The sequence below is a fragment of the Pseudomonas sp. PDM04 genome, from assembly GCF_014851765.1.
Taxonomy (GTDB): Bacteria; Pseudomonadota; Gammaproteobacteria; order Pseudomonadales; family Pseudomonadaceae; genus Aquipseudomonas.
This window is the reverse complement of record NZ_JACVAI010000001.1, coordinates 1,131,023-1,151,379: the sequence shown is the minus strand read 5'-3', so window position 1 is coordinate 1,151,379 and position 20,357 is coordinate 1,131,023. Positions and strand designations below refer to the sequence as shown.

Genomic DNA, 20,357 nt, shown 5'->3' with positions numbered 1-20,357 from the left:
CAGGCTCGCTCCCGCATCCGGGCAATACCGTCCGTAGAGTAAATCGTCGATTGGCAACTGAGAAATGAACTCAATAGAAATCGTCGGGTCAGTCGTTGCTAGGGTCTTATTCCTACGGATAATGCCGATTTTTCCGCAACTTTGAGCGATTGTTTTGCTTATGGTCTCCAGAACTCTGCTGTGCCTAGCTGTCCTCGGTGCTTCCACCCCCTTGCTCGCCGATACCGTCTGGTTGAAGAACGGAGACAAGGTGAGCGGCAAGATCACCTTGTTCGACGGCGGCAAACTGTTGATTCAGACCGAATACGCCGGGGCGGTGCCGATCGATTGGAAACAGGTGAAAACTCTGGAAAGCGATCAGGAGTTGCTGGTCAAGCAGGACGCCTACACCGGCGAGAAAGCCAAGTCGCTGCATTCGGCCGAGGACGGCAAGGTCACCCTCGCCAACGGTGAGGCGCCCAAGACCGTGGAGCTGGCCAGTATTCAGCAGATCCTCAAGCCCAAGCCGGTCGTCGAAGACCTGGTGTGGAAGGGCAACATCGATGCGGCCCTGGATTACCAGCGCGCGGAAAAAGACACCGACGACTACGACATCGATTTCAAGACCACCGCGCGCCACGGCCGGTGGCGGCACATTGCCGAAGGCGAGTACAACCGCGAGTTCCAGGATGACGAGGTGACCACGGACAACTGGCGCGCCGAATATTCCCTCGACCGTTTCCTGACCGATAAATGGTTTTGGCAAGGCCGGCTGGTGTACAAGCGCGACAAGGTCGAAGAGCTGTCTCGCCAGCGCACGGTCGGTACCGGTCCGGGTTACCAGTTCTGGGACGACGAGTTGGGTGCGTTCTCACTCGGTTCGCTGATCAACCGCACCGACTACGAGTTTGAAGACGGCAGCAAGGAGAACTTCTACTCCGTGGCCATGAAGTGGGATTACAACCGCTACCTGATTGGCAAGAAAGTCGAGTTCTTCACCAACGGCGAAGTCGGCAAGCCGCTGTCCGGCGTCGCCGAGTACGCGCTGGATGCCGAGATGGGCCTGCGCTACAAGGTGACGGAGTGGGCGTCGCTCAACCTCAAGGCCGAGCGTGACATCATCAGTGGCACCCATGATGCGGATCTGGACAAGACACGTTACACCGCAGGTTTTGGCGTGACTTGGTAAGACGTGGAGCAGAAAAATCGCGGCCCTTGGGTCGCGATTTTTTTTTGCCCTGCAGTCCTGAACAAAACGCCAGGCACAAAAAAGCCCCGCTGTTGAGGGCGGGGCTTTTTACTAAAGCAAGGACAAGTTAGATAACTTGAACTTCTTCAGCTTGCATGCCTTTCTGACCGCGGGTAGCGATGAAAGAAACCTGTTGGCCTTCTTTCAGGCTTTTGAAGCCGTCGGATTGGATAGCTTTGAAGTGAACGAACAGGTCGTCACCGGATTGTGGAGTGATGAAGCCGAAGCCTTTTTCATCGTTGAACCACTTAACGGTACCGGTTTGGCGATTAGACATGGTGTAACTCCTTGAACAAAGATAACTGCGACTCAGGAAGAACCCTGGTCGAGACTGAGTGCAAAGAGCAGGAAAAATTCTTGTAGATGGTTGGATCGAAATTCAACATATCGTGTAGAGATTCTCAGTGACACAAGCAGCACAGTGGCGCCACCTTAACCCTTTTTCCGGAACGTGCCAATGCTTCTTGCGAAGGTTTCTCGGTTTTCGTGACTGACGGTGCGTCCCCCTGGCGTAAAGCCCCATGTTTTACGCAGGATCGCCGAGAATTGCGCCCGGTCTTTGAACCCTGGGCGCGGCCCCGGTAAGATGCCGGACAGATTTTTTCCACCTCGCTATTCAGGACATCGCCATGAGCATCAAATCGGACAAGTGGATTCGCCGCATGGCGCAGGAACACAACATGATCGAGCCTTTCGTCGAGCGCCAGGTGCGCGGCGAGAGCGACAGTCGGGTGATCTCCTTCGGCGTGTCCAGCTATGGCTACGATGTGCGTTGCACCAACAAATTCAAGGTGTTCACCAACATCAACTCGGCCATCGTCGACCCGAAGAACTTCGACGCCGGCAGCTTCGTCGACATCGAAAGCGATGTCTGCATCATCCCGCCGAACTCCTTCGCGCTGGCCAGCACCGTCGAGTACTTCCGCATTCCGCGCAATGTGCTGACCATCTGCCTGGGCAAGAGCACCTACGCCCGTTGCGGCATCATCGTCAACGTCACCCCGCTGGAGCCGGAGTGGGAAGGCCACGTGACCCTGGAATTCTCCAACACCACCAACCTGCCGGCGAAAATCTACGCCAACGAAGGTGTGGCGCAGATGTTGTTCCTCGAATCCGACGAAGAGTGCGAAGTGTCCTATAAGGACCGCGGCGGCAAGTACCAGGGCCAGCGTGGCGTGACCCTGCCACGTACCTGATCCATTCATCCAGATCGCGGGAATTCCTGAGCGGGTAGACACTCTATTGGGTGTACTGCCCGGTTCGCGTACAGCGGGCGGGGCCTTAGCTCAGGAGTGCTCCATGAAGATCGATCCGCGAATAAGTGCCGAACTGGCAAGGCTTGAGCCCAATCAAGTTGGCGTTTTGGCCTGGTCCTTGTTGGCGCACCCGCCTGTCGCCATGGCAGGGGGCATCCCCGGCCAACCCGACCCTGACACCCCCAACGAACAGCCCACCGAACCCGGTGAGCCGACGCTGCCCGACGAACCGCCTCCAGCACCTGTCGCCTGATCTGCGGGAGCTGCCTGTCGACGCTTGATTGCCCGCGATGGACATCAACGGTGACGCGCGCTGTTGCGCTGTTGCCTGGAATGTCATCGCGAGCAAGCTCGCTCCTGGCGGTTGATCAACTGACGGGCCATATTTCGTTGTCGCCAATCACGAAGACTCGACTGCGCTCGTCCCTCTCCACCGGATAGCCCCCGGTAAACGCACCGAACGCCGGCAACAGGCTGACGTGCTCGCCAAACCTGAAACACGCCAGCCGCAGGCGCTGCCGACCCCGGCCACTGAGCCGGTAAACCGGATGCACATGCCCCGCGAGCACATGCCGCTGCGGATGAGGGGCGGGTTCATGCTGTAGCGCAAACGGGCCCAACAGCATCGGTTCCGCCACGACCCGAATGGCCAGTGATGCAGGCGGATCACCCGCGCGCTTGTCGTGATTGCCGCGAATCAAGGTCATCGGCAGGTCGCGGTGTCGGGCTCGCCACGCCGTCAGTGCGTCCAGCGTGGCGCTGGCGTGGGAGCCGGGCCCGTGGAGAAAGTCCCCGAGGAAAATCAGCTGGCGGCACGGCAGCGCGGCCAGCAGGTCATCCAGTACCGCGATGTTGCTCGCGGTGGTGCCCTGGGGCACCGGCTGGCCAAGGCTGCGGTAGGCGGCGGCTTTGCCGAAGTGCACGTCGGCCACCAGCAAGGCTTGTTGCGCCGGCCAGTACAGGGCTTTTTCCGGCAGCAGCCACAGCGCTTCGCCGGCCAGTTGTATGGGGTAGGCCGTCTTCATCAGGCTTTTCCGGTTTCGGCGGTGTTCTCCAGGTCGCTGACCATGCGTCGGATGCGGTCGGCGAGTTTTTCCGAACTCATGCTCTCGCGCATGCGCTCCACCAGCAGGGGAAAACTGAGCGGCGTCGGCCGCTTGAGCACATGCACGTCCAGCCGCAGCCGACCGATGCGCGTCAGTGTCTGCTGCAGTCGATGAATATCCAGCTCGTTGCGCAGGACTTCCTCCCCGGCCTGGGCCAGCAGCAGGTTCCCGGCGTCGTACTGCTTGAACACTTCATAGAACAAACCGCTGGAGGCCTGAACCTGGCGAGTGCTTTTCGGTGCGCCGGGATAACCGGCGAACACCAGCCCGGCTATCCGCGCGATTTCGCGAAAGCGGCGCAGCGCCAGCTCACCGGCATTCAGGCTGGCCAGCACATCGCGCAATAGATGTTCGGGGCTCAACAGGCCAGGGTTCAAGGCATCGGGCCAGTCCACCGGGGTGGCGCTGAGCAGCTCCAGCCCGTAATCGTTGACAGCAATGGAAAACGTCACCGCCTGTTGCTGGCTGACGCGCCATGCCAGCAGGCTCGCCAGCCCCAAGTGCACCTGGCGACCGGCGAAGGGGTAGAGGAACAGGTGCCAGCCTTCGCGGGATTTGAGGGTTTCGGCCAGCAGGCTGTGCTCGGTCGGCAATCCGGACCAGCGTTGTTGAACCGCCAGCAGCGGACGCAGCGCCTGCATTTCCGGGCCGCTGAATTCGCCCTGTGCGGCTGCGCTGAAGCGGGTAACCACTGCTTGCGCCAATTCATTGGAAAGCGGCATGCGCCCCCCATTCCAGCGGGGCACGGCGGCTTTTTTCACGGTGCTGCGCTTGACGTAGGCGGTCATGTTTTCCACGCGCACCAATTCCAGCAGGCGCCCGGCGAAGAGAAACCCGTCACCGGGTTTGAGGCGGGCGATAAAGCCTTCCTCGACGCTGCCCAACTGCTTGCCGCCACCGCCTTTGCTCCAGAACTTCAAGTGGATGCTTGCGTCGCTGACAATCGTGCCGATGCTCATGCGATGTCGGCGGGCCAACCGCGCATCCGGTACGCGCCAGATACCCTGTTCATCGGGCTCGACGCGGCGATAGTCCGGATAGGCTGTCAGGGAAAGTCCGCCATGACGTACGAATGCCAGCGCCCAGCGCCAGTCTTCCTCTGTGAGATCACGATAGGCCCAGGCGGTGCGGACTTCTTCATACAGCTCATCCGGAAGAAAGCCACCACCCAACGCCATGCTGACCAGATGCTGGACCAGCACATCCAGCGGCTTGTGCGGCGACTCGCGGGGCTCGATGCGGCGCTGGGCCACCGCGTCCTGTGCCGCGGCGGCTTCGATCAACTCCAGGCTGTGAGTGGGCACCAGGGTCACCCGCGACACACGCCCCGGTGCGTGGCCGGAGCGGCCCGCCCGTTGCATCAGCCGCGCCACACCCTTGGCCGAGCCGATTTGCAGCACCCGCTCCACCGGCAGGAAATCCACACCCAGGTCCAGGCTGGAGGTGCAGACCACCGCTTTGAGCTGGCCGTCTTTGAGCGCCCGCTCAACCCAGTCGCGGGTTTCGCGGGACAGCGAACCGTGATGCAGCGCAATCAATCCGGCCCAGTCGGGGCGGGCTTCCAGCAAGGCCTGGTACCAGATCTCCGATTGCGCGCGGGTGTTGGTGAACACCAGGCTGCTGGGGCTGGATTCAATCTCGGCCGCCACCTGCGGCAGCATCTTCAAGCCGATATGCCCGGCCCAGGGAAAGCGTTCGATGGCCGGCGGCAGCAAGGTGTCGACTTGCAACGCTTTACTGCTTTGTCCCTGCACACTGATGCCGCCACCCTGGGGGATCAACACCTGCCCGGCGTGGGCCTGATTGCCCAGGGTCGCCGAAACGCCCCACACGATCAGGTCAGGATTCCACCGCCGGAGGCGGGCGAGCACCAATTGCAGTTGCACGCCGCGCTTGTTGCCGAGCAGTTCGTGCCATTCATCGACCACCACCATGCGCAAGGTCGACAGCGCGGTGTGTGCGTCGGCGCGGGCGAGCATCAGGGTGAGGCTTTCCGGCGTGGTAATCAGCGTGGTGGGCAGCCGCCGGCCCTGGCGTGCGCGTTCGCTGCTGCTGGTGTCGCCGGTGCGCAAACCGACGCTCCAAGGGATCTGCAGATCCTGTAACGGTGCCTCCAGTGCCCGCGCCGTGTCGGCGGCCAGGGCGCGCATGGGCGTGATCCACAGGACGGTCAGGGGTTCGGCGGCGGGTTTTCGCTTGCGTGGATTTTCAACTGGCGGGAGGGTGACGGCGAAACGATTGAGCGCGGCGAACCACACCGCGTAGGTTTTGCCGCCGCCGGTGCTCGCATGCAGCAAGCCGGATTGCCCCTGTTTGACGGCAGCCCACACCTGTTTCTGAAAGGCGAACGGCTTCCAGCCGCGAGCGGTGAACCAGTGCTTTGCGTAGTCGGGGGAATTTCCCATGCCGGCGGTGTGCGCTCTGAACGTGTTCTTTCAGAGACTACGGTGGGGGGCGAAGAGTTTAATCGGGCTTGCGAGCAGTGCGTGCCCCCCTGTGGAAGCGAGCCTGCTTGCGATGAACTGAGCGTCGACGCGTTTATCCCTGGAACAGGCTTTTTTCGTTGACGACCATCGCGAGCAACCTCGCTCCTACGCAGGTTTGATGTCTACTTCAGGTTACCGCTGAGAAACTGCTTCAACCGCTCGCTCTTCGGATTGCCCAGCACGTCTTCCGGCGCGCCTTCTTCCTCGACCAGCCCCTGGTGCAGGAACAGCACCTGGTTCGACACTTTGCGGGCGAAGCTCATTTCGTGGGTGACCATGATCATGGTCCGGCCTTCTTCGGCCAGACCCTGGATCACCCTCAGCACTTCGCCCACCAGTTCCGGGTCGAGTGCCGAGGTGGGTTCGTCGAACAGCATGACTTCCGGTTCCATGGCCAGGGCCCGGGCGATGGCGACCCGTTGCTGCTGGCCGCCGGACAGAAACGCCGGGTACTGGTCTGCCACGCGGGCGGCGAGGCCCACTTTGTCGAGGTAGCGACGGGCGCGGTCTTCGGCCTCCTGCTTGCTGCAGCCCAGCACCCGGCGCGGTGCCATGGTGATGTTTTCCAGCACGGTCATGTGGCTCCACAGGTTGAAGTGCTGAAACACCATGGCCAGGCGCGTGCGAATGCGCTGCAGCTCGTCGGCATCGGCCACATGCATGCCATGGCGATCCTTGATCATGCGGATGTTCTGGCCGTCCAGGGTCATCGCGCCGTCGTTGGGCTGTTCGAGAAAGTTGATGCAGCGCAGGAAGGTACTTTTGCCCGAGCCGCTGGCGCCGATCAGACTGATGACATCGCCGGTGTTGGCCTTGAGCGAAACACCCTTGAGCACTTCATGATCGCCATAGCTTTTATGCAGGCCTTCAATGGTCAGTTTGTACATGGAGCAGGCATCCTCAAGGCGAAAGTAGGTAACCGCTGCGATAGGCTTCGGTGCCCGCGACATGGGCGATCACCATGCCGGCAGTGGCCATGCGCCGCAATGAGCGGGCGTACATCAGCCCGGCGACGGTGCAGTGAATGGGCGTGACGCGATCATTGACCGGGTCGATGATTTCGGCGATCAACTGGCCAGCCTCCAGGTATTCCCCCGGCAGCGCGGTGTACACCAGCAAACCGCCCACGGGGGTTGTCACCGGCTCGACGGCCGCCAGCGGCGTGGCCGGATACGGCAGCTCGGGCAGGGGCTGCGGGTCGCCGGAAATCGCACCGAAGTGAATCAGGTAATCGAGCAGGGCCTGGCAGTCGAGGCTGGCCAGCGGGTGGTTGACGTCGCCCTGGCCGCGCAGTTCGACGGTCACGGAAAAACTCCCCAGTGGAATATCGAAGTGTTCGCCAAAGCGCTCCTTCAATTGCCACCACAGCAGGGTGAAGCACTCGTCGAACGACTGGCCGCCGGAGTCGGTGGCCAGCAGGCTGGCTTCGGAACCGATGTAGCGCGCCAGCGGCTCGACCTGCGGCCAGGCCTCGGGCGTGGTGTAGAGGTGCGCGACGGCTTCGAAGTCGCAATGCAGGTCCAGCACCATGTCGGCATCACAGGCCAGGCGTTGCAAGGTCAGGCGTTGCGATTGCAACTGGGTGCTGGCGGTCTGGCGTGCCAGCGCTGCGCGCAGGCTGCGGCGGATGAGTTCGAGGTTGCGTTGCGGGTCGTCGCCGAGCAGGCCTTCGATTGCATTGCCGACTTCCTCGCTCAAATCGACGAACCAGCGGTTGAAGTTCTGCCCGCTTTCCAGCTCGTAGCGGCCCAGCGGCACGTCCATCAGCACCTGTTCGAGGCCGACCGGGTTGGCCACCGGCACCAGCACGATTTCGCTGCGCAGGCGGCCGGCGGCTTCCAGTTCCGCCAGGCGCTGCTTGAGGTGCCAGGCGACCAGCATGCCGGGCATTTCATCGGCGTGCAGGGACGCCTGGATGTAGATCTTGCCGTTGGCCGACTGCGGGCCGAAGTGGAAGCTGTGAATCTGTCGTGCGGTCCCCGGCAGCGGGGCCAGCAGGTCGTGGATCTGGTGGTGCATTTTTGCGTGTCCTAGTGGGTTGGCCCGAGGAAGGCCAGCCATCGGCGTTCGGCGAGACGGAACAGACCGACCAGCGTGAAGGTGATAGCCAGGTAGATCAGCGCGGCGATGCCGAACGACTGGAACGTCAGGAAGGTCGCCGAGTTGGCATCCCGCGCTACCTTGAGGATGTCCGGAATCGTTGCGGTGAACGCCACGGTGGTCGAGTGCAGCATCAGGATCACTTCGTTGCTGTAGTACGGCAGCGAACGGCGCAACGCCGATGGCATGATCACGTAGGCATACAGCTTCCAGCCGGTCAGCCCGTAGGCCTTGGCGGCTTCGACTTCGCCGTGGTTCATGCTGCGGATCGCCCCGGCGAAAATCTCCGTGGTGTAGGCGCAGGTGTTCAGCGCGAAGGCCAGGATGGTGCAGTTCATCGCATCGCGGAAGAAGCTGTCGAGCAGCGGCTGCGCGCGCACGGCGGCCAGGCTGTAGATCCCGGTGTAGCAGATCAGCAGCTGGATATACAGCGGTGTGCCCCGGAACAGGTAGGTGTAGAACTGCACCGGCCAGCGAACGTAGAAATGGCTCGACACCCGGGCGATGGACAGCGGGATCGAGACGAGGAAACCGAAGAAAATCGACGCACTGAGCAGCCACAGGGTCATGGCCAGGCCAGTGATGTTGTTGCCGTCGCTATAAAGGAAAGGCTTCCAGTATTCCTGCAGGAGTTCGATCATCGTACGGCCTCCCGTGTGCCGGCGGCGTAGCGACGTTCCAGCCAACGCAGAATGAAGTTGGAAACACTGGTGATCACCAGGTAGATCAGGGCGGCCAGCACCAGGAAGTAGAACAGTTGATAGGTGCTTTTACCGGCGTCCTGCGCAGCCTTGACCAGGTCGGCCAGGCCGATGATCGAGACCAGCGCGGTGGCCTTGAGCATCACCATCCAGTTGTTGCCGATGCCCGGCAGGGCGTAGCGCATCATCTGCGGGAACACCACGATCCAGAACCGCTGTCCGCGTTTGAGGCCATAGGCGACGGCGGCTTCGACCTGGCCCCGTGGCACCGCGAGGATCGCGCCACGGAAGGTCTCGGTGAAATACGCACCGTAAATGAAGCCCAGGGTCAGGACCCCGGCGCTGAACGGGTTGATCTCGATGTATTCCCATTCCATGTAATCGGTGAACGACGTCAGCCAGGTTTGCAGGCTGTAGAAGATCAGCAGCATCAGTACCAGGTCCGGTACGCCGCGAATCAACGTGGTGTAGCACTGGGCAGGCAGGCGCAGCAGTTTGACTTTTGACAGCTTGGCACTGGCGCCGAGCAGGCCGAGCAATACGGCCACCAGCAGCGACATCGCCGATAATTTGATGGTCATCCAGGTGCCTTCCATCAGCAACGGACCGAAGCCCTTGAGGCTGAAGGCTGAGAGCCCCAGATTTTGCAGGAGGTTTTCGAACATAAATCAGCAACCTGATCGGAAGAGAAAAGCGCCCATCGCGAGATGGGCGCCTGGCATTATTTGCCGCTGTACAGATTCAGATCGCCAAAGTGTTTCTTCTGAATGGTGGCGTAGGTGCCATCATCGTGTAACGCTTTGATACCTTTATCCAAAAGCGCCTTCAGCTCGGTGTTACCTTTCTTAATGCCGACAGCGGTTTTGGCTGGCAGCAGTTCGCTGTCGACCGGCTGGCTGATTTCGTAATCGGCGCCGTTCGGCGACTTGAGGAAGCCCAGCTCGGCTTGCAGCATGTCCTGGATCCCGGCGTCGAGGCGGCCGGAGGTCAGGTCAGCGTACACCTGATCCTGGTTCTGATAGGCCTGGGTTTTCACGCCGGCCTTGTCCAGTACGGCCTTGGCGTAGGCTTCCTGAATGGTGCCTTGCTCATAGCCCACGGTCTTGCCTTTGAGCGAGGCGACGTCAGCGGTCACACCCGAACCTTTCTTGAACACATAGGCGGTTGGGCCGGAGAACAGCTCGCTGGAGAAGTCGATGACTTTTTCACGGGCCGGGGTCACGGTCATCGAAGAGATGACACCGTCGAATTTATTGGCCTTGAGGCCAGGAATCATGCCGTCGAAATCGCTTTCGACCCATTTGCACTTGACCTTCAGCTCGGCGCAAATCGCGTTACCCAGGTCGATGTCGAAACCCACCAGGCTACCGTCGGCCGCTTTCGACTCGAACGGTGCGTAGGAAGGGTCGACGCCGAAACGCAATTCCTTGTATTCCTTGGCCAGCGCAGAGCCAGCAGTTACGCACAACGCCAGTGCAGAAAGGGTCAGCAATGCTTTTTTCATTATTCAATCCCTAAGAACCAATATGAGCGCTTGTGGCGCAGATTTATTGTTACTGGTAAGCGTAAGACCTAATGAAAGTAGCAATTTCCGAACCAGAGTGCCGAACAAGCGTTTAAAAGGCGTTCAGGAAATTGCCGGATGGGATTAGTGCACGAAAACGGGCGCCGTGAATAGGGTGCACCTTTTTGGGGGGTGCGCACGCCTGAAGCCTGTGTGGGAGCGTGCCTGCTCGCGAGGGCATGGAGAGGGGCGCGTCATCCCTGGCGACCCTCCCGAGCGAGCTCGCTTCTACAGGTTTCAGGCCAGCAAATCCTGCAGCGTCCCCAGGTTGTCGGCCTCTTCGACGCTCTTGTCCTGGCGCCAGCGCAGCATGCGCGGAAACCTCACGGCAATGCCGCTCTTGTGACGCTTGGACAGGGCGATGCCTTCGAAGCCCAATTCAAACACCAGGCTCGGTTTAACGCTGCTGACCGGGCCGAACTTCTCGACCGTAGTCTTGCGCACGATGCTGTCGACCTGACGCATTTCTGCATCGGTCAGCCCCGAATAGGCCTTGGCGAATGGCACCAGGGTCCGTTCGCTGGCATCGGGCGGACCGTCCCACACGGCGAAGGTGTAGTCGCTGTAGAGGCTGGCTCGCCGACCATGCCCGCGTTGCGCGTAGATCAACACCGCGTCGACGCTGAAGGGGTCGACTTTCCATTTCCACCAGGTGCCCATGTCCTTGGTCCGGCCGACGCCATACAATGCGTCCCGGGCTTTGAGCATCATGCCTTCGACCCCGAGGCTGCGCGAGGCTTCGCGTTGGCGGGCGAGGTCGAACCAGTCTTCGCCGGTCAGCACGGGGGAGGGCAGCAACACCGGGTTGTTGCTCTGGGCGATGAGCTGTTCCAGTTGTCTGCGGCGTTCGGTTTGAGGCTGGTTGCGCCAGTCTGCGCCTTGCCATTCCAGCAAGTCGTAGGCGAGGAGCACCACCGGCACTTCATCGAGGATCTTCCTGCCCAGGGTTTTGCGTCCGATCCGCTGTTGCAGCAGGGCGAACGGTTGCACGGCAGGCGAGGTCGGCGTCATGGGGTCGAAGGCGTCTTCGGTGTCGGGCGTCGCGGTTTTCCAGGCCACGATTTCACCGTCGATCACCGTGCCGTCGGGCAGGCCATGGACCAGGCTGTCGAATTCGGGAAAACGTTCGGTGACCAGCTCTTCGCCCCGTGACCATACCCAAAGCCGTCCCTCGCGCTTGACCACCTGGGCGCGGATGCCGTCCCATTTCCACTCGACCTGCCACTGGCTGGCCGGTCCGAGCAGGGCTTCGAACTGTTCGACCGGTTGCGACAGCGCATGGGCGAGAAAGAACGGGTAGGGCTGGCCGCCCCGCTGGGCGTGTTCGTCGGCGGACTCGGCGGCGATCAGCTTCAGGTAACTGGCGGCGCTCGGGCGGTTGGACAGGTCGGTGTAGCCCACCAGTCGCTGGGCCACGCGTTTGCTGTCCAGGTGCGCCATGGCCGCCAGGGCGCGGGTCACCAGCAATTTGGAGACGCCGACGCGGAAGCTGCCGGTAATGAGTTTGATGCAGAGCATCAGGCTGGGTCGGTCCAGTTGCGACCACAGCGCAGGCAGGCGTTCGGCGAGTGTTTCAGGGGCTTCGCCGCGCAGGGGCAGCAGTTTGTCCTCGATCCATACCGCCAGCCCGTCGCTGGACGTGTGGGGCGCTTCGGGCAGAACCAGCGAGATGGTTTCGGCGAGATCGCCGACCGCTTGATAGCTTTCTTCGAACAGCCACGGCGACAGGCCCGAGTACGCCACCGCCAACTCGCGCAGGATACGCACCGGCACCAATTGCCGAGGCCGCCCGCCCGACAGAAAGTACACCGCCCAGGCCGCGTCCTCCGGCGCCGCTTGCGCAAAATAGCGTTGCATCGCCGCCAGCTTGGCGTTGCTCGAGGTCGTCGCATCGAGGTCGGCATACAGTTCGGCGAAGGCTTTCATGGCTGCACCTCGGCGGTGTCTGGTGCGTCACTGGCGTGGTCTTCTTCATCGTCGCCGTACTCGGTGTTGAACCCTTGGGCGTCGAGGCCCTGCTCGCGCAAATGGCGCACCAGCACGCCAATCGAACCGTGGGTGACCATGACGCGCTCGGCGCCGGTCTGCTCGATGGCCCACAGCAGGCCCGGCCAGTCGGCGTGGTCGGACAACACGAAACCGCGATCGACCCCACGCCGGCGTCGCGTGCCACGCAGGCGCATCCAGCCACTGGCGAAACCGTCGCTGTAGTCGCCAAAACGGCGTATCCAGGTGCTGCCACCGGCGGAAGGCGGGGCCAGCACCAGCGCCTTGCGCATCATCGGATCCGTCTTCTTGACCTCGCCGGCGTAGATCGTCGGCGGAATGTAGATGCCGCCTTCGCGGTACACCCGGTTGAGCGGCTCGACCGCACCGTGCACCAGGATGGGGCCAAGACTGGCGTCGATGCCATGGAGAATCCGCTGGGCTTTGCCAAAGGAATAGCAGAACAGCACGCTGGCCTCGTCCTGAGCGGCATTGGCCTGCCACCACTGGTTGATCTCGGCGAACACCTGCGCCTGGGGTTGCCAGCGATAGATCGGCAGGCCGAAGGTCGATTCGGTGATGAAGGTGTGGCAGCGCACCGGCTCGAACGGGGCGCAGGTGCCGTCGGGTTCGATTTTGTAATCCCCCGAGGCGACCCAGACTTCGCCGCCATATTCCAGGCGGACCTGGGCCGAGCCAAGCACATGCCCGGCCGGATGAAAGCTCAGGGTCACGCCGTGATGCTGCAAGCGTTCGCCATACGCCAGGGTCTGCAGGTTGATGTCCTGGCCCAGTCGCGCACGCAGAATGCCTTCGCCGGGCGCAGCGGCCAGGTAATGCTGGTTGCCGTTGCGGGCATGGTCGCCGTGGGCGTGGGTAATGACCGAACGCTCGACCGGTCGCCACGGGTCGATGTAGAAATCCCCGGGCGGGCAATACAAACCTTCGGGACGTGCGATGACAAGGTCCATGGTGTGACCGCAATGGAGGGCTTGTTAGCTAAGAGGCGGGCGCGGGGAGGGAAGTTCTATCGGATCTGGAATGGTCATCATGTGGGAGCGAGCCTGCTCGCGATAGCGGTCGTTCAGTCGACGATGATGTCGATCGATCGTCCGCTATCGCGAGCAGGCTCGCTCCCACAGGTTTGGGTGTGGCCGTTACTTGCCGGGCGTCAACGTCAACCGCTTGGTCCCGTACACCCTGTCGAAATTCTGCGGCTGCAGGGGCAGGCTCAGGTATTGGCCCTTGAGCCAAGGGTCCACGCTGTCCAGGTAGTGCGGGCTGGCCGGGTTGCCCGATTGGCCTGTGCCGTTCTGAGCCATCAGCGGTTCGGCCTGGCCGAAGTCGACGATGAAGCGCATGGCCGGTGCCTGCGTGGTGTTGAAATCCTGACCCCAGGCGAACGCGGCCATGTTCAGCGTGGTGTGATCGCCACCCGCCGCGAGTGGACCGCGCACGGTCTGGCCATTGGCGTTCTTCCACTCGTAGCGGTGCAGCTTGCCCCACTGCCAGGTTTTGTGATCGCCGCCCAACTGGCTGTCGCCGGCGGTGATGGCCGCCGCCAGACTGCGGGCGAGAATGGTCGGTTTGTCCTCTTTCTGTGCGGTACGGGTGTCATCCCAGAAGGGGCTGTCCTCGCGACCGAGCAGGTGATCGGCCTGTGCTGCGTAGGACAACTTGCCATTGGCGATGAAGGCATTCCACGCCGGGCTGTTTTGCGGGCCGAGTTCGTCGAGGAAAATCTGTTTGCTGCTTTCCTGCAGGAACAGCTCGTAAATCGCCGCATCGGCGGAGGTCGGGGTGAGTTTGCCGTCGAACGCCATCAGGCGGGTCAGTGCCTCGTGGGCCTTGCCGCGCTCGGCCACCGGCAACGCTTCGATCGCCTGTTTCAACGGCTGTGCCATACCCGGAGCGGTCAGCATCTGCTTCAGTTTGGCGGCGAAGGTGGTGGTCTGGTCATACTGCATGGCAATCACGCTACGGCTGTCGTGTTTGCCCGCGCCCGCCAGTTCGGCCAGGCGTTCGCCACGCTCCGGTGACGACCACGAGTTGGACAATTGCATGCCGTAGCCGTGGGGGATCACGCGCTGGTTGGCGGTGCCGAGCCAGCCTTGGGCCGGATCCTGGTCGTAGGGGTGCAGCATCGGGTCGGCGTAACCGTCCCAATCGTAGCGACCGTCCCAGCCCGGCGACGGCAGCAGGCCTTCGCCTTCGCGGCGATTCGGGTAGCGGCCGGTGACTTGCCAGCCGATGTTGCTGGCGTCGGCGAATACCAGGTTCAACGTGATTGCACGGATTTCCCGGCTGGCATCCGAAGCTTTTTCGACGTTCTGCGCCCGGGACAGGTCGAAGAAGGCATCCAGCGATTTGTCCTCGGCAAAGCTCGGTGTCTGCAGGGCCAGGCCGAAACCGTTGCCCAGCGCCGTCCCTTGCGCGCTGTTGAGCAGCGGGCCGTGGCGGGTTTCGTACACCGCTTCGCGAAGGGGCCGTTGGCCTTTGACGAAGTAGGTTTCGTTACGAACGATGACCGGCTGCCATTTTCCGCCGGTTTCGTAAGTCAGGGCATTGCCCTGGCGTCTGATCTTTTCCAGGAACAGGTCCTGATTGTCGCCCATGACCGACGCGATGCTCCAGGCCACTTTGCCGTTGAAACCACCCAGCACCATCGGCAGGCCGGCGATGGTCACGCCGGAGGCCTGGTACTTCGGTGCGCGGATCTGCACGTAGCTGAACAACGCTGGCACGCCCAGCGGTCCGTGGCTGTCGCTGGCCAGCAGGCTCTTGCCGCTGCGGCTGCGTTGCGGGGCGATTGCCCAGTTGTTCGAAGACGTGGCGCCCAGCAGGTTCGGGGCGGACAGCTGGCTGGTGGCCTTGCTGACCTCGACAAGTCCCGGGATTGCGCCGTTGAGCTTGATGCCGCGAAGTTTTTCCGCCTCGGCCTCAGGCAGTTTTTCGTCGGGTGCGGACGGCGTCAGCCACGGCAGTTTGTCGGTGGTGAGCGTCTGGGCGAGGACCAGCGAGGCAATTTCCTCGGGCAGGTTGGCCGACTGGCTGAAATTCAGCAGGCAGAATATCAGCGCCGAATCTTCCGGCTTCCAGTATTCAGGCTTGTAGCCCGTGGCCGCGAGATCGGCCGGCAGCTTGTCGCGGTAGCGGAACAGGTACGCGTTGACCCCGCGGGCATAGACCTCGAAGAAGCGTTTGAGTCGTGGCGAAGACGCCTTGTACAGCTCGTCGGCGCTTTTGCGCAGGTTGACGGCGCGCATATAGCGGTCGGCATCGAGCAGATCGGCCCCGGACATCTCCGACAAACGGCCCTGGGCCAACAGCCGCAAGGTGACCATTTGCGTGATGCGATCACTGGCGTGCACATAGCCGAGGGTGAACAGCGCGTCATGGAAGCTGCTGCTTTCGATCAGCGGCACGCCCATGGCGTTGCGCCGCACCGAAACGTTCTGCGCCAGGCCCTTGAGCGGCTGCACGCCGACGGTCGGCACAAGGCTGTCCTGGGCGTTGAAGGTCTGACAGCCGCTCAGGCCCAGAACACCGGCCACTGCTGCGGCAATGCCGAACCGGGGAAGAAAATGAGTGAGGGCTGGCGAGGCCATGGCAAAGCTCCTGCGGGGGTGGCGTCGGTAAAGGCGCTACGTTAGTGAGCGGGCGGTGGCCGCGCAAGCGGGGCGCGAGGTTATTTCAGGATTTGTCTGTCAAATGCTTGTCCGCTGCAGATACCGATGCAAAAGTGGGTGAAATCCAACGACCGTGTATGGGAACAGGCAGCATGGAGCTCAAGAGCAACGCAGCACTGATTATCATCGATCAGCAGAAAGGCATTCTGGAACCTCGGCTCGGTCGGCGAAACAATCCACAGGCTGAGGAGCGCATGGTCGAATTGCTCGCCGCCTGGCGGCGCAGCGGGCGGCCGCTGTTTCACGTGCAGCACCTGTCGCGCTCGCCGGAATCGGTGTTCTGGCCGCAGCAATCGGGTGTCGAGTTCCAGCCGCGTTTTCAGCCATTGCCCGGCGAGTCGCTGATTCAGAAACAGGTGCCGGATGCGTTTTGTGCGACGGCGCTGGAGGCCCGTTTGCGGGAAGCGGGGATCGGGCAATTGATCATCGTTGGCGTGGCCACGAACAACTCGGTGGAGGCCACGGCGCGAACGGCCGGAAACCTGGGGTTCGACACCTGGGTGGCGGAGGATGCGTGCTTTACGTTCGACAAGGCCGATTACTTCGGCAGGCTATGGGCGGCCGAGGATGTGCATGCGATGTCGCTGGGGAATTTGCAGGGAGAGTATGCGACGGTGGTGGGCAGTGCGCAGATTCTGGAAGGGGCGTGATTGTTGGGGCCTCATCGCGAGCAGGCTCGCTCCCACAGGGTTTTTGATGTGGGAGCGAGCCTGTTCGCGATGCAGTTCAACAGGCGACGCCAAACATTGCCCGAGGCTTCAGGCGCCGTGGCACTTCTTGAATTTTTTGCCGTTGCCGCAGGGGCAAGGGTCATTGCGACCGACGTCCTTCAAGGCGTTGCGTACCGGTTCCTGGTGCGCGTGGCCACAGTTCGGGCCGTGGACGTGGCCATGGTCGTGATCATGGTGATGGTCATGTTCGTGGTTGCAATCAGGGCCATGGACGTGGGGTTGCTGGGTCATCGGGTGTGCTCCGGAATTAGATCGGCGGGGATTATCACGCCATTGCGCGCCAGGTGCACGTAGTGCGCGATGAATAAACCGGTTTCCAGCTCACCTTCCAGTCGATAGGGAATGGCCTGGTCGGGTTTTTCCAGCAGTTTCACCAGTTCTCGCACCTTCGGCCACAGATTGGTGCGGATCGGCACCTTGAAAAAGCCGCTGCGCTTGGGCGCCACCGTAAACCAGTGCTCATGCTCGCCTTCGGCCAGCAGGATGTTCCCCAGGTGAATCCGGTATTCGATACCGCGTACCGTGAGGTCAGTGTCGGCGGGGTTGTCGACCCGGAAGTACAGTTCGAAGCGTTGCTGCATCAGCTTGGCCTGGATGACTTCGACCTTGACCAGATGCACGGTGGGGTCCGGCGTGTCGTCCGTGAACCAGGACGCGCAGCCGCCAAGCCCGAGCAGCAGGGTCAAGGTGAACAGGCGTTGTGCGAACCGAAGGCTGATCATGGTGGTATGTCTCCCTTGACCCCCAGTCTAGACCCTCACGCTTCACTTTAATTGGCGAAATACCCCGCACAGCATTTCTTGAACTTCTGTCCGCTGGCGCACGGGCAGGCGTCGTTGCGTCCGGCCTTGAGCGGCACGGTGGGGTCGATGAAGTACCAGTGACCACTGTTCTGTACGAACGACGAACGCTCGCGATGGCTGTGTTCGCCGCTGCCGTCGTGCCAGCGTGCCGTGAAGGTGACGAAGGCGTGCTCCGGCTGGCCGCCGAAGACCTCGGAGCTTTCCACCTCAAGACCCAGCCAGGTGCTTTGCGCACTCCAGTCGCTGATGGATTGCCGATCCAGCCCGGGCTGTTGCGCGGGCAGGGTGGTCGCCACCAGGTAATCGACCAGGCCCAGCACATAGGCGCTGTAGCGCGAACGCATCAGGGCTTCGGCGCAAGGGGCCGGGTGGCCGGCGTGGAAATGGCCGCAGCAGGCGTCAAGCAGGGTGCCGCTGCCACAAGGGCAAATGGATGTACTCATTGCGTTACCACCAATATTTCCCGAAGTTTTCCGGATTGGCCCAGAAGCGTGAGTTGAGCCAGTCGGGGACTTGTTTGTAGTCAAGCAGATCGTAGGTGAACAGGGTCAGTACCTGGTCGTCGCGCTGGAAGCGTTCGCTGGCTTGCAGGGCCAGAGAGAAAAAATCGGTTTCCTGCCAGCCGCTGGCCGGCACGTCCGCGAGCACCGCAAGACGACTGGCATTGAGGTTGCGAATGCCGCCTAGCAGGTTCAGACCCTCGCGCTTGGGCAGGTGTTCGAGGCAATCGACCACCAGCGCCAGGTCAAAGCGACGGGCCGCCAGCTCGGCCGGCAAGGGGCCCGGCGCGGCATGCGCCACGCAGGTGTCCGGGTGCGCGAGCCTGAATGCCTCGAGCGCCGGGAACTCGCTGGCGCCGATCAGCAACAGGCGCGGCGGGGCGTAACGGTCGAGCAAAGCGGCCAGCGCCTGCTGGGGCGTGCGCGAAGAAATAGCTGCAGTCATCGAAGATCCTCAATCAGAGCGCCAAGACTAGCGCGCCCACAGGTCCAGATATAGAGCGCTCTGGCACCGCACAGGCCGATTGCCCGCGAACACGGGACAAAACTGCAATGGCCTATTGCTGGCGGAGATTAAAACTCGGGTCTTTACTCCCTGAATCGGTTCTAAGCCGATCCTTCAGGAGAAAACTAGATGAGCATAGTTCGGACAGCACTACCCTTGGTTCTGCTAACCAGTGTGTTGACTGGTTGCGCAGGTTTGCAGAAAACCGACTGGCCGACCTGTGCGGCCGTCGGCGGTGTTGTGGGTGCGGGTCTCGGCGCGACCGAGAGCTCGGCGTGGGCAGGTTACGGTGCGTTGCTGGTCGGCGGTACGGCGGCAGCCTACTGCTGGGTGCACGGTGATGGCGACGAGGACGGCGATGGTGTGCCGGACAGCCGCGACAAGTGCCCCGGCACGCCTAGAGGCGTGAAAGTCGACGCCGACGGTTGCCCACCCCCTGTGCCTGCGCCAGTGGTTGAAGAGGTGGTCGTGGTCAAGGAAGAAACCATCGTCATCCGTGATGTTCACTTCCAGTTCGACAAAGCCACGCTGACCGCGTCTGACAAAGACGTCCTCAATAAAATCGCGACGCGTCTGAAACAGGAATCCGCCACCGCACAACTGACCGTGACCGGCCACACCGACAGCGTGGGCAGCGATGCCTACAACCAGAAACTGTCGGATCGTCGCGCCCATTCGGTCGTGGACTACCTCGTCCAGAGCGGTGTGCCACGCAGCAGCTTCGTGTCGGTGTCCGGTGCCGGTGAAAGCCAGCCAGTGGCCGACAACAAAACCGCTGACGGCCGTGCACAGAACCGTCGCACGGAAATCAAAATCAACCGCTGAACCCCTCGCATCCGCGCCTTGTGCAGTCGCGGATGCGGGTCTTTACTCCTGTGTAGCCGGCATCGGCCGGTAACACAGGAGCTTTCCATATGAGCGTACTCATTCGGACCGTCTTGCCGGTTGTGCTGCTGAGCAGCGTATTGACCGGTTGCGCCACTCACAGCGATGGCACTGCCCCTCTCAACCAACGAACCTGGCCGATCTGCAGCGTCATCGGCGGGCTGGTCGGTGGCGGCCTGGGCGCCATGGAAAGTGGCGGGTGGGCGGCCGGTGGTGCGGCGCTCGGCATCCTGACCGGCGGCCTGATCTGCTACGCCCAGGATGGTGACGAAGACGACGATGGCATTTTCGATCGACGCGATCGCTGCCCCGATACGCCGGCCAACACACCTGTCGAGCATCATGGTTGCCCGCTGCCGCAGTACCCGGCCAGCGCGAAGCCCGCCGAACCCGCACCTGTCGAGGTCATCACCCTCAGTGATGCCGGCGCCGTGTTGTTCGCCTTCGACAAATCCGACCTGACGCCGGCGGCGCAGAGCCAGCTGGACGAAGTCATGCCCCGGTTGCAGAGCCCGGACGTGACGAGCATCAAGGTCATCGGTCATACCGACAGCAAAGGTTCGGACGCCTATAACCAGGCACTCTCGGAGCGCAGGGCCAGCAGCGTGGCGGCCTATCTGCTGGGCATGCACGTGGCGCCGAACAAGATCACCAGCGAAGGCCGTGGCGAAAGCGAGCCGGTGGCCGACAATGAAACAGAGGAAGGCCGGGCGAAAAATCGCCGTGTGGAGTTGCACCTCAATCGCTGAGCCCCGTGGTAGAGCCGTCGGATCGTTCCTACGGGCGATTCGACGGCGATTTGAAAATCTTCATGAAG

The 20,357-nt window shown here is 62.1% G+C and carries 21 protein-coding genes; 6 read left to right on the top strand and 15 right to left on the bottom strand.

The genetic code is table 11. From position 1 onward, the window contains the following. Positions 1-160 precede the first annotated feature (160 nt). Entirely contained in the window at positions 161-1,168 is a 1,008-nt protein-coding gene (locus tag IB249_RS05370; RefSeq protein WP_192302455.1) for a DUF481 domain-containing protein, read from the top strand. A 127-nt stretch (positions 1,169-1,295) separates the two neighbouring features. Here the strand turns inward: IB249_RS05370 and IB249_RS05365 are convergent, their stop codons facing one another. Further along, complete coding sequence (locus IB249_RS05365; RefSeq protein WP_002554837.1) at positions 1,296-1,505, bottom strand: cold-shock protein; 210 nt, start codon at positions 1,503-1,505, stop codon at positions 1,296-1,298. Between the two features lie 352 nt (positions 1,506-1,857). On the opposite strand from IB249_RS05365, the gene dcd reads away from it, so the two are divergent. Then, positions 1,858-2,424 carry a dCTP deaminase gene (gene dcd / locus IB249_RS05360; protein WP_192302454.1) on the top strand — a complete coding sequence of 189 codons (567 nt, stop codon included), beginning with the start codon at positions 1,858-1,860 and terminating at the stop codon, positions 2,422-2,424. A 103-nt stretch (positions 2,425-2,527) separates the two neighbouring features. Continuing rightward, positions 2,528-2,737, top strand: a complete 210-nt coding sequence (locus IB249_RS05355) for a hypothetical protein (RefSeq protein WP_192302453.1) — start codon at positions 2,528-2,530, stop codon at positions 2,735-2,737. 115 nt (positions 2,738-2,852) lie between these two features. On the opposite strand, the gene pdeM is transcribed toward IB249_RS05355, so the two are convergent. The 10 genes from pdeM to IB249_RS05305 all read right to left on the bottom strand — a co-directional run bounded on the left by pdeM (position 2,853) and on the right by IB249_RS05305 (position 16,035). Next, positions 2,853-3,509 (bottom strand): ligase-associated DNA damage response endonuclease PdeM, encoded by a 657-nt coding sequence (gene pdeM, locus IB249_RS05350; protein ID WP_192302452.1) that lies wholly within the window; start codon positions 3,507-3,509, stop codon positions 2,853-2,855. Next, positions 3,509-5,995, bottom strand: a complete 2,487-nt coding sequence (locus IB249_RS05345; protein ID WP_192302451.1) for a ligase-associated DNA damage response DEXH box helicase — start codon at positions 5,993-5,995, stop codon at positions 3,509-3,511. The genes pdeM and IB249_RS05345 overlap by 1 nt, the downstream gene beginning before the upstream one ends. 203 nt (positions 5,996-6,198) lie before the next feature. Continuing rightward, positions 6,199-6,963: an ABC transporter ATP-binding protein gene (locus IB249_RS05340; RefSeq protein ID WP_192302450.1), complete on the bottom strand. Its 765-nt coding sequence runs from the start codon at positions 6,961-6,963 to the stop codon at positions 6,199-6,201. A 13-nt stretch (positions 6,964-6,976) separates the two neighbouring features. Next, entirely contained in the window at positions 6,977-8,095 is a 1,119-nt protein-coding gene (locus IB249_RS05335) for a succinylglutamate desuccinylase/aspartoacylase family protein (protein ID WP_192302449.1), read from the bottom strand. 11 nt (positions 8,096-8,106) lie between these two features. After that, entirely contained in the window at positions 8,107-8,817 is a 711-nt protein-coding gene (locus IB249_RS05330) for an ABC transporter permease (RefSeq protein ID WP_192302448.1), read from the bottom strand. Next, positions 8,814-9,542 carry an ABC transporter permease gene (locus IB249_RS05325; RefSeq protein ID WP_192302447.1) on the bottom strand — a complete coding sequence of 243 codons (729 nt, stop codon included), beginning with the start codon at positions 9,540-9,542 and terminating at the stop codon, positions 8,814-8,816. Before IB249_RS05325 ends, IB249_RS05330 begins: the two co-directional genes overlap by 4 nt. 56 nt (positions 9,543-9,598) lie before the next feature. Further along, complete coding sequence (locus IB249_RS05320) at positions 9,599-10,381, bottom strand: transporter substrate-binding domain-containing protein (protein WP_192302446.1); 783 nt, start codon at positions 10,379-10,381, stop codon at positions 9,599-9,601. A 297-nt stretch (positions 10,382-10,678) separates the two neighbouring features. Then, the gene (locus tag IB249_RS05315) at positions 10,679-12,367 is read right to left on the bottom strand and encodes an ATP-dependent DNA ligase (RefSeq protein WP_192302445.1); all 1,689 of its coding nucleotides are present in this window, start codon (positions 12,365-12,367) and stop codon (positions 10,679-10,681) included. Continuing rightward, complete coding sequence (locus IB249_RS05310) at positions 12,364-13,398, bottom strand: ligase-associated DNA damage response exonuclease (protein ID WP_192302444.1); 1,035 nt, start codon at positions 13,396-13,398, stop codon at positions 12,364-12,366. Before IB249_RS05310 ends, IB249_RS05315 begins: the two co-directional genes overlap by 4 nt. Before the next feature lie 186 nt (positions 13,399-13,584). After that, entirely contained in the window at positions 13,585-16,035 is a 2,451-nt protein-coding gene (locus IB249_RS05305) for a penicillin acylase family protein (protein ID WP_192302443.1), read from the bottom strand. Positions 16,036-16,208: 173 nt separating this feature from the next. On the opposite strand from IB249_RS05305, the gene IB249_RS05300 reads away from it, so the two are divergent. Further along, positions 16,209-16,766, top strand: a complete 558-nt coding sequence (locus IB249_RS05300) for a cysteine hydrolase family protein (protein WP_192302442.1) — start codon at positions 16,209-16,211, stop codon at positions 16,764-16,766. 108 nt (positions 16,767-16,874) lie between these two features. Here the strand turns inward: IB249_RS05300 and IB249_RS05295 are convergent, their stop codons facing one another. The 4 genes from IB249_RS05295 to IB249_RS05280 are packed head-to-tail and all read right to left on the bottom strand — an operon-like array spanning position 16,875 to position 18,595. Continuing rightward, positions 16,875-17,078 carry an SEC-C metal-binding domain-containing protein gene (locus IB249_RS05295; RefSeq protein WP_192302441.1) on the bottom strand — a complete coding sequence of 68 codons (204 nt, stop codon included), beginning with the start codon at positions 17,076-17,078 and terminating at the stop codon, positions 16,875-16,877. After that, positions 17,075-17,569, bottom strand: coding sequence for an LEA type 2 family protein (locus IB249_RS05290; protein ID WP_192302440.1), 495 nt, complete (start codon positions 17,567-17,569; stop codon positions 17,075-17,077). Before IB249_RS05290 ends, IB249_RS05295 begins: the two co-directional genes overlap by 4 nt. A gap of 47 nt (positions 17,570-17,616) precedes the next feature. Then, on the bottom strand, positions 17,617-18,093 hold the full coding sequence (locus IB249_RS05285; RefSeq protein WP_192302439.1) for a YchJ family protein: 477 nt from the start codon (positions 18,091-18,093) through the stop codon (positions 17,617-17,619). A 4-nt stretch (positions 18,094-18,097) separates the two neighbouring features. Next, positions 18,098-18,595 (bottom strand): DUF6231 family protein, encoded by a 498-nt coding sequence (locus tag IB249_RS05280; RefSeq protein ID WP_192302438.1) that lies wholly within the window; start codon positions 18,593-18,595, stop codon positions 18,098-18,100. A gap of 189 nt (positions 18,596-18,784) precedes the next feature. Between IB249_RS05280 and IB249_RS05275 the strand changes: the two genes are divergently transcribed. Beyond that, positions 18,785-19,480 carry an OmpA family protein gene (locus tag IB249_RS05275; RefSeq protein WP_192302437.1) on the top strand — a complete coding sequence of 232 codons (696 nt, stop codon included), beginning with the start codon at positions 18,785-18,787 and terminating at the stop codon, positions 19,478-19,480. Positions 19,481-19,569: 89 nt separating this feature from the next. Then, positions 19,570-20,289, top strand: a complete 720-nt coding sequence (locus tag IB249_RS05270) for an OmpA family protein (RefSeq protein ID WP_192302436.1) — start codon at positions 19,570-19,572, stop codon at positions 20,287-20,289. Positions 20,290-20,357: the final 68 nt, after the last annotated feature.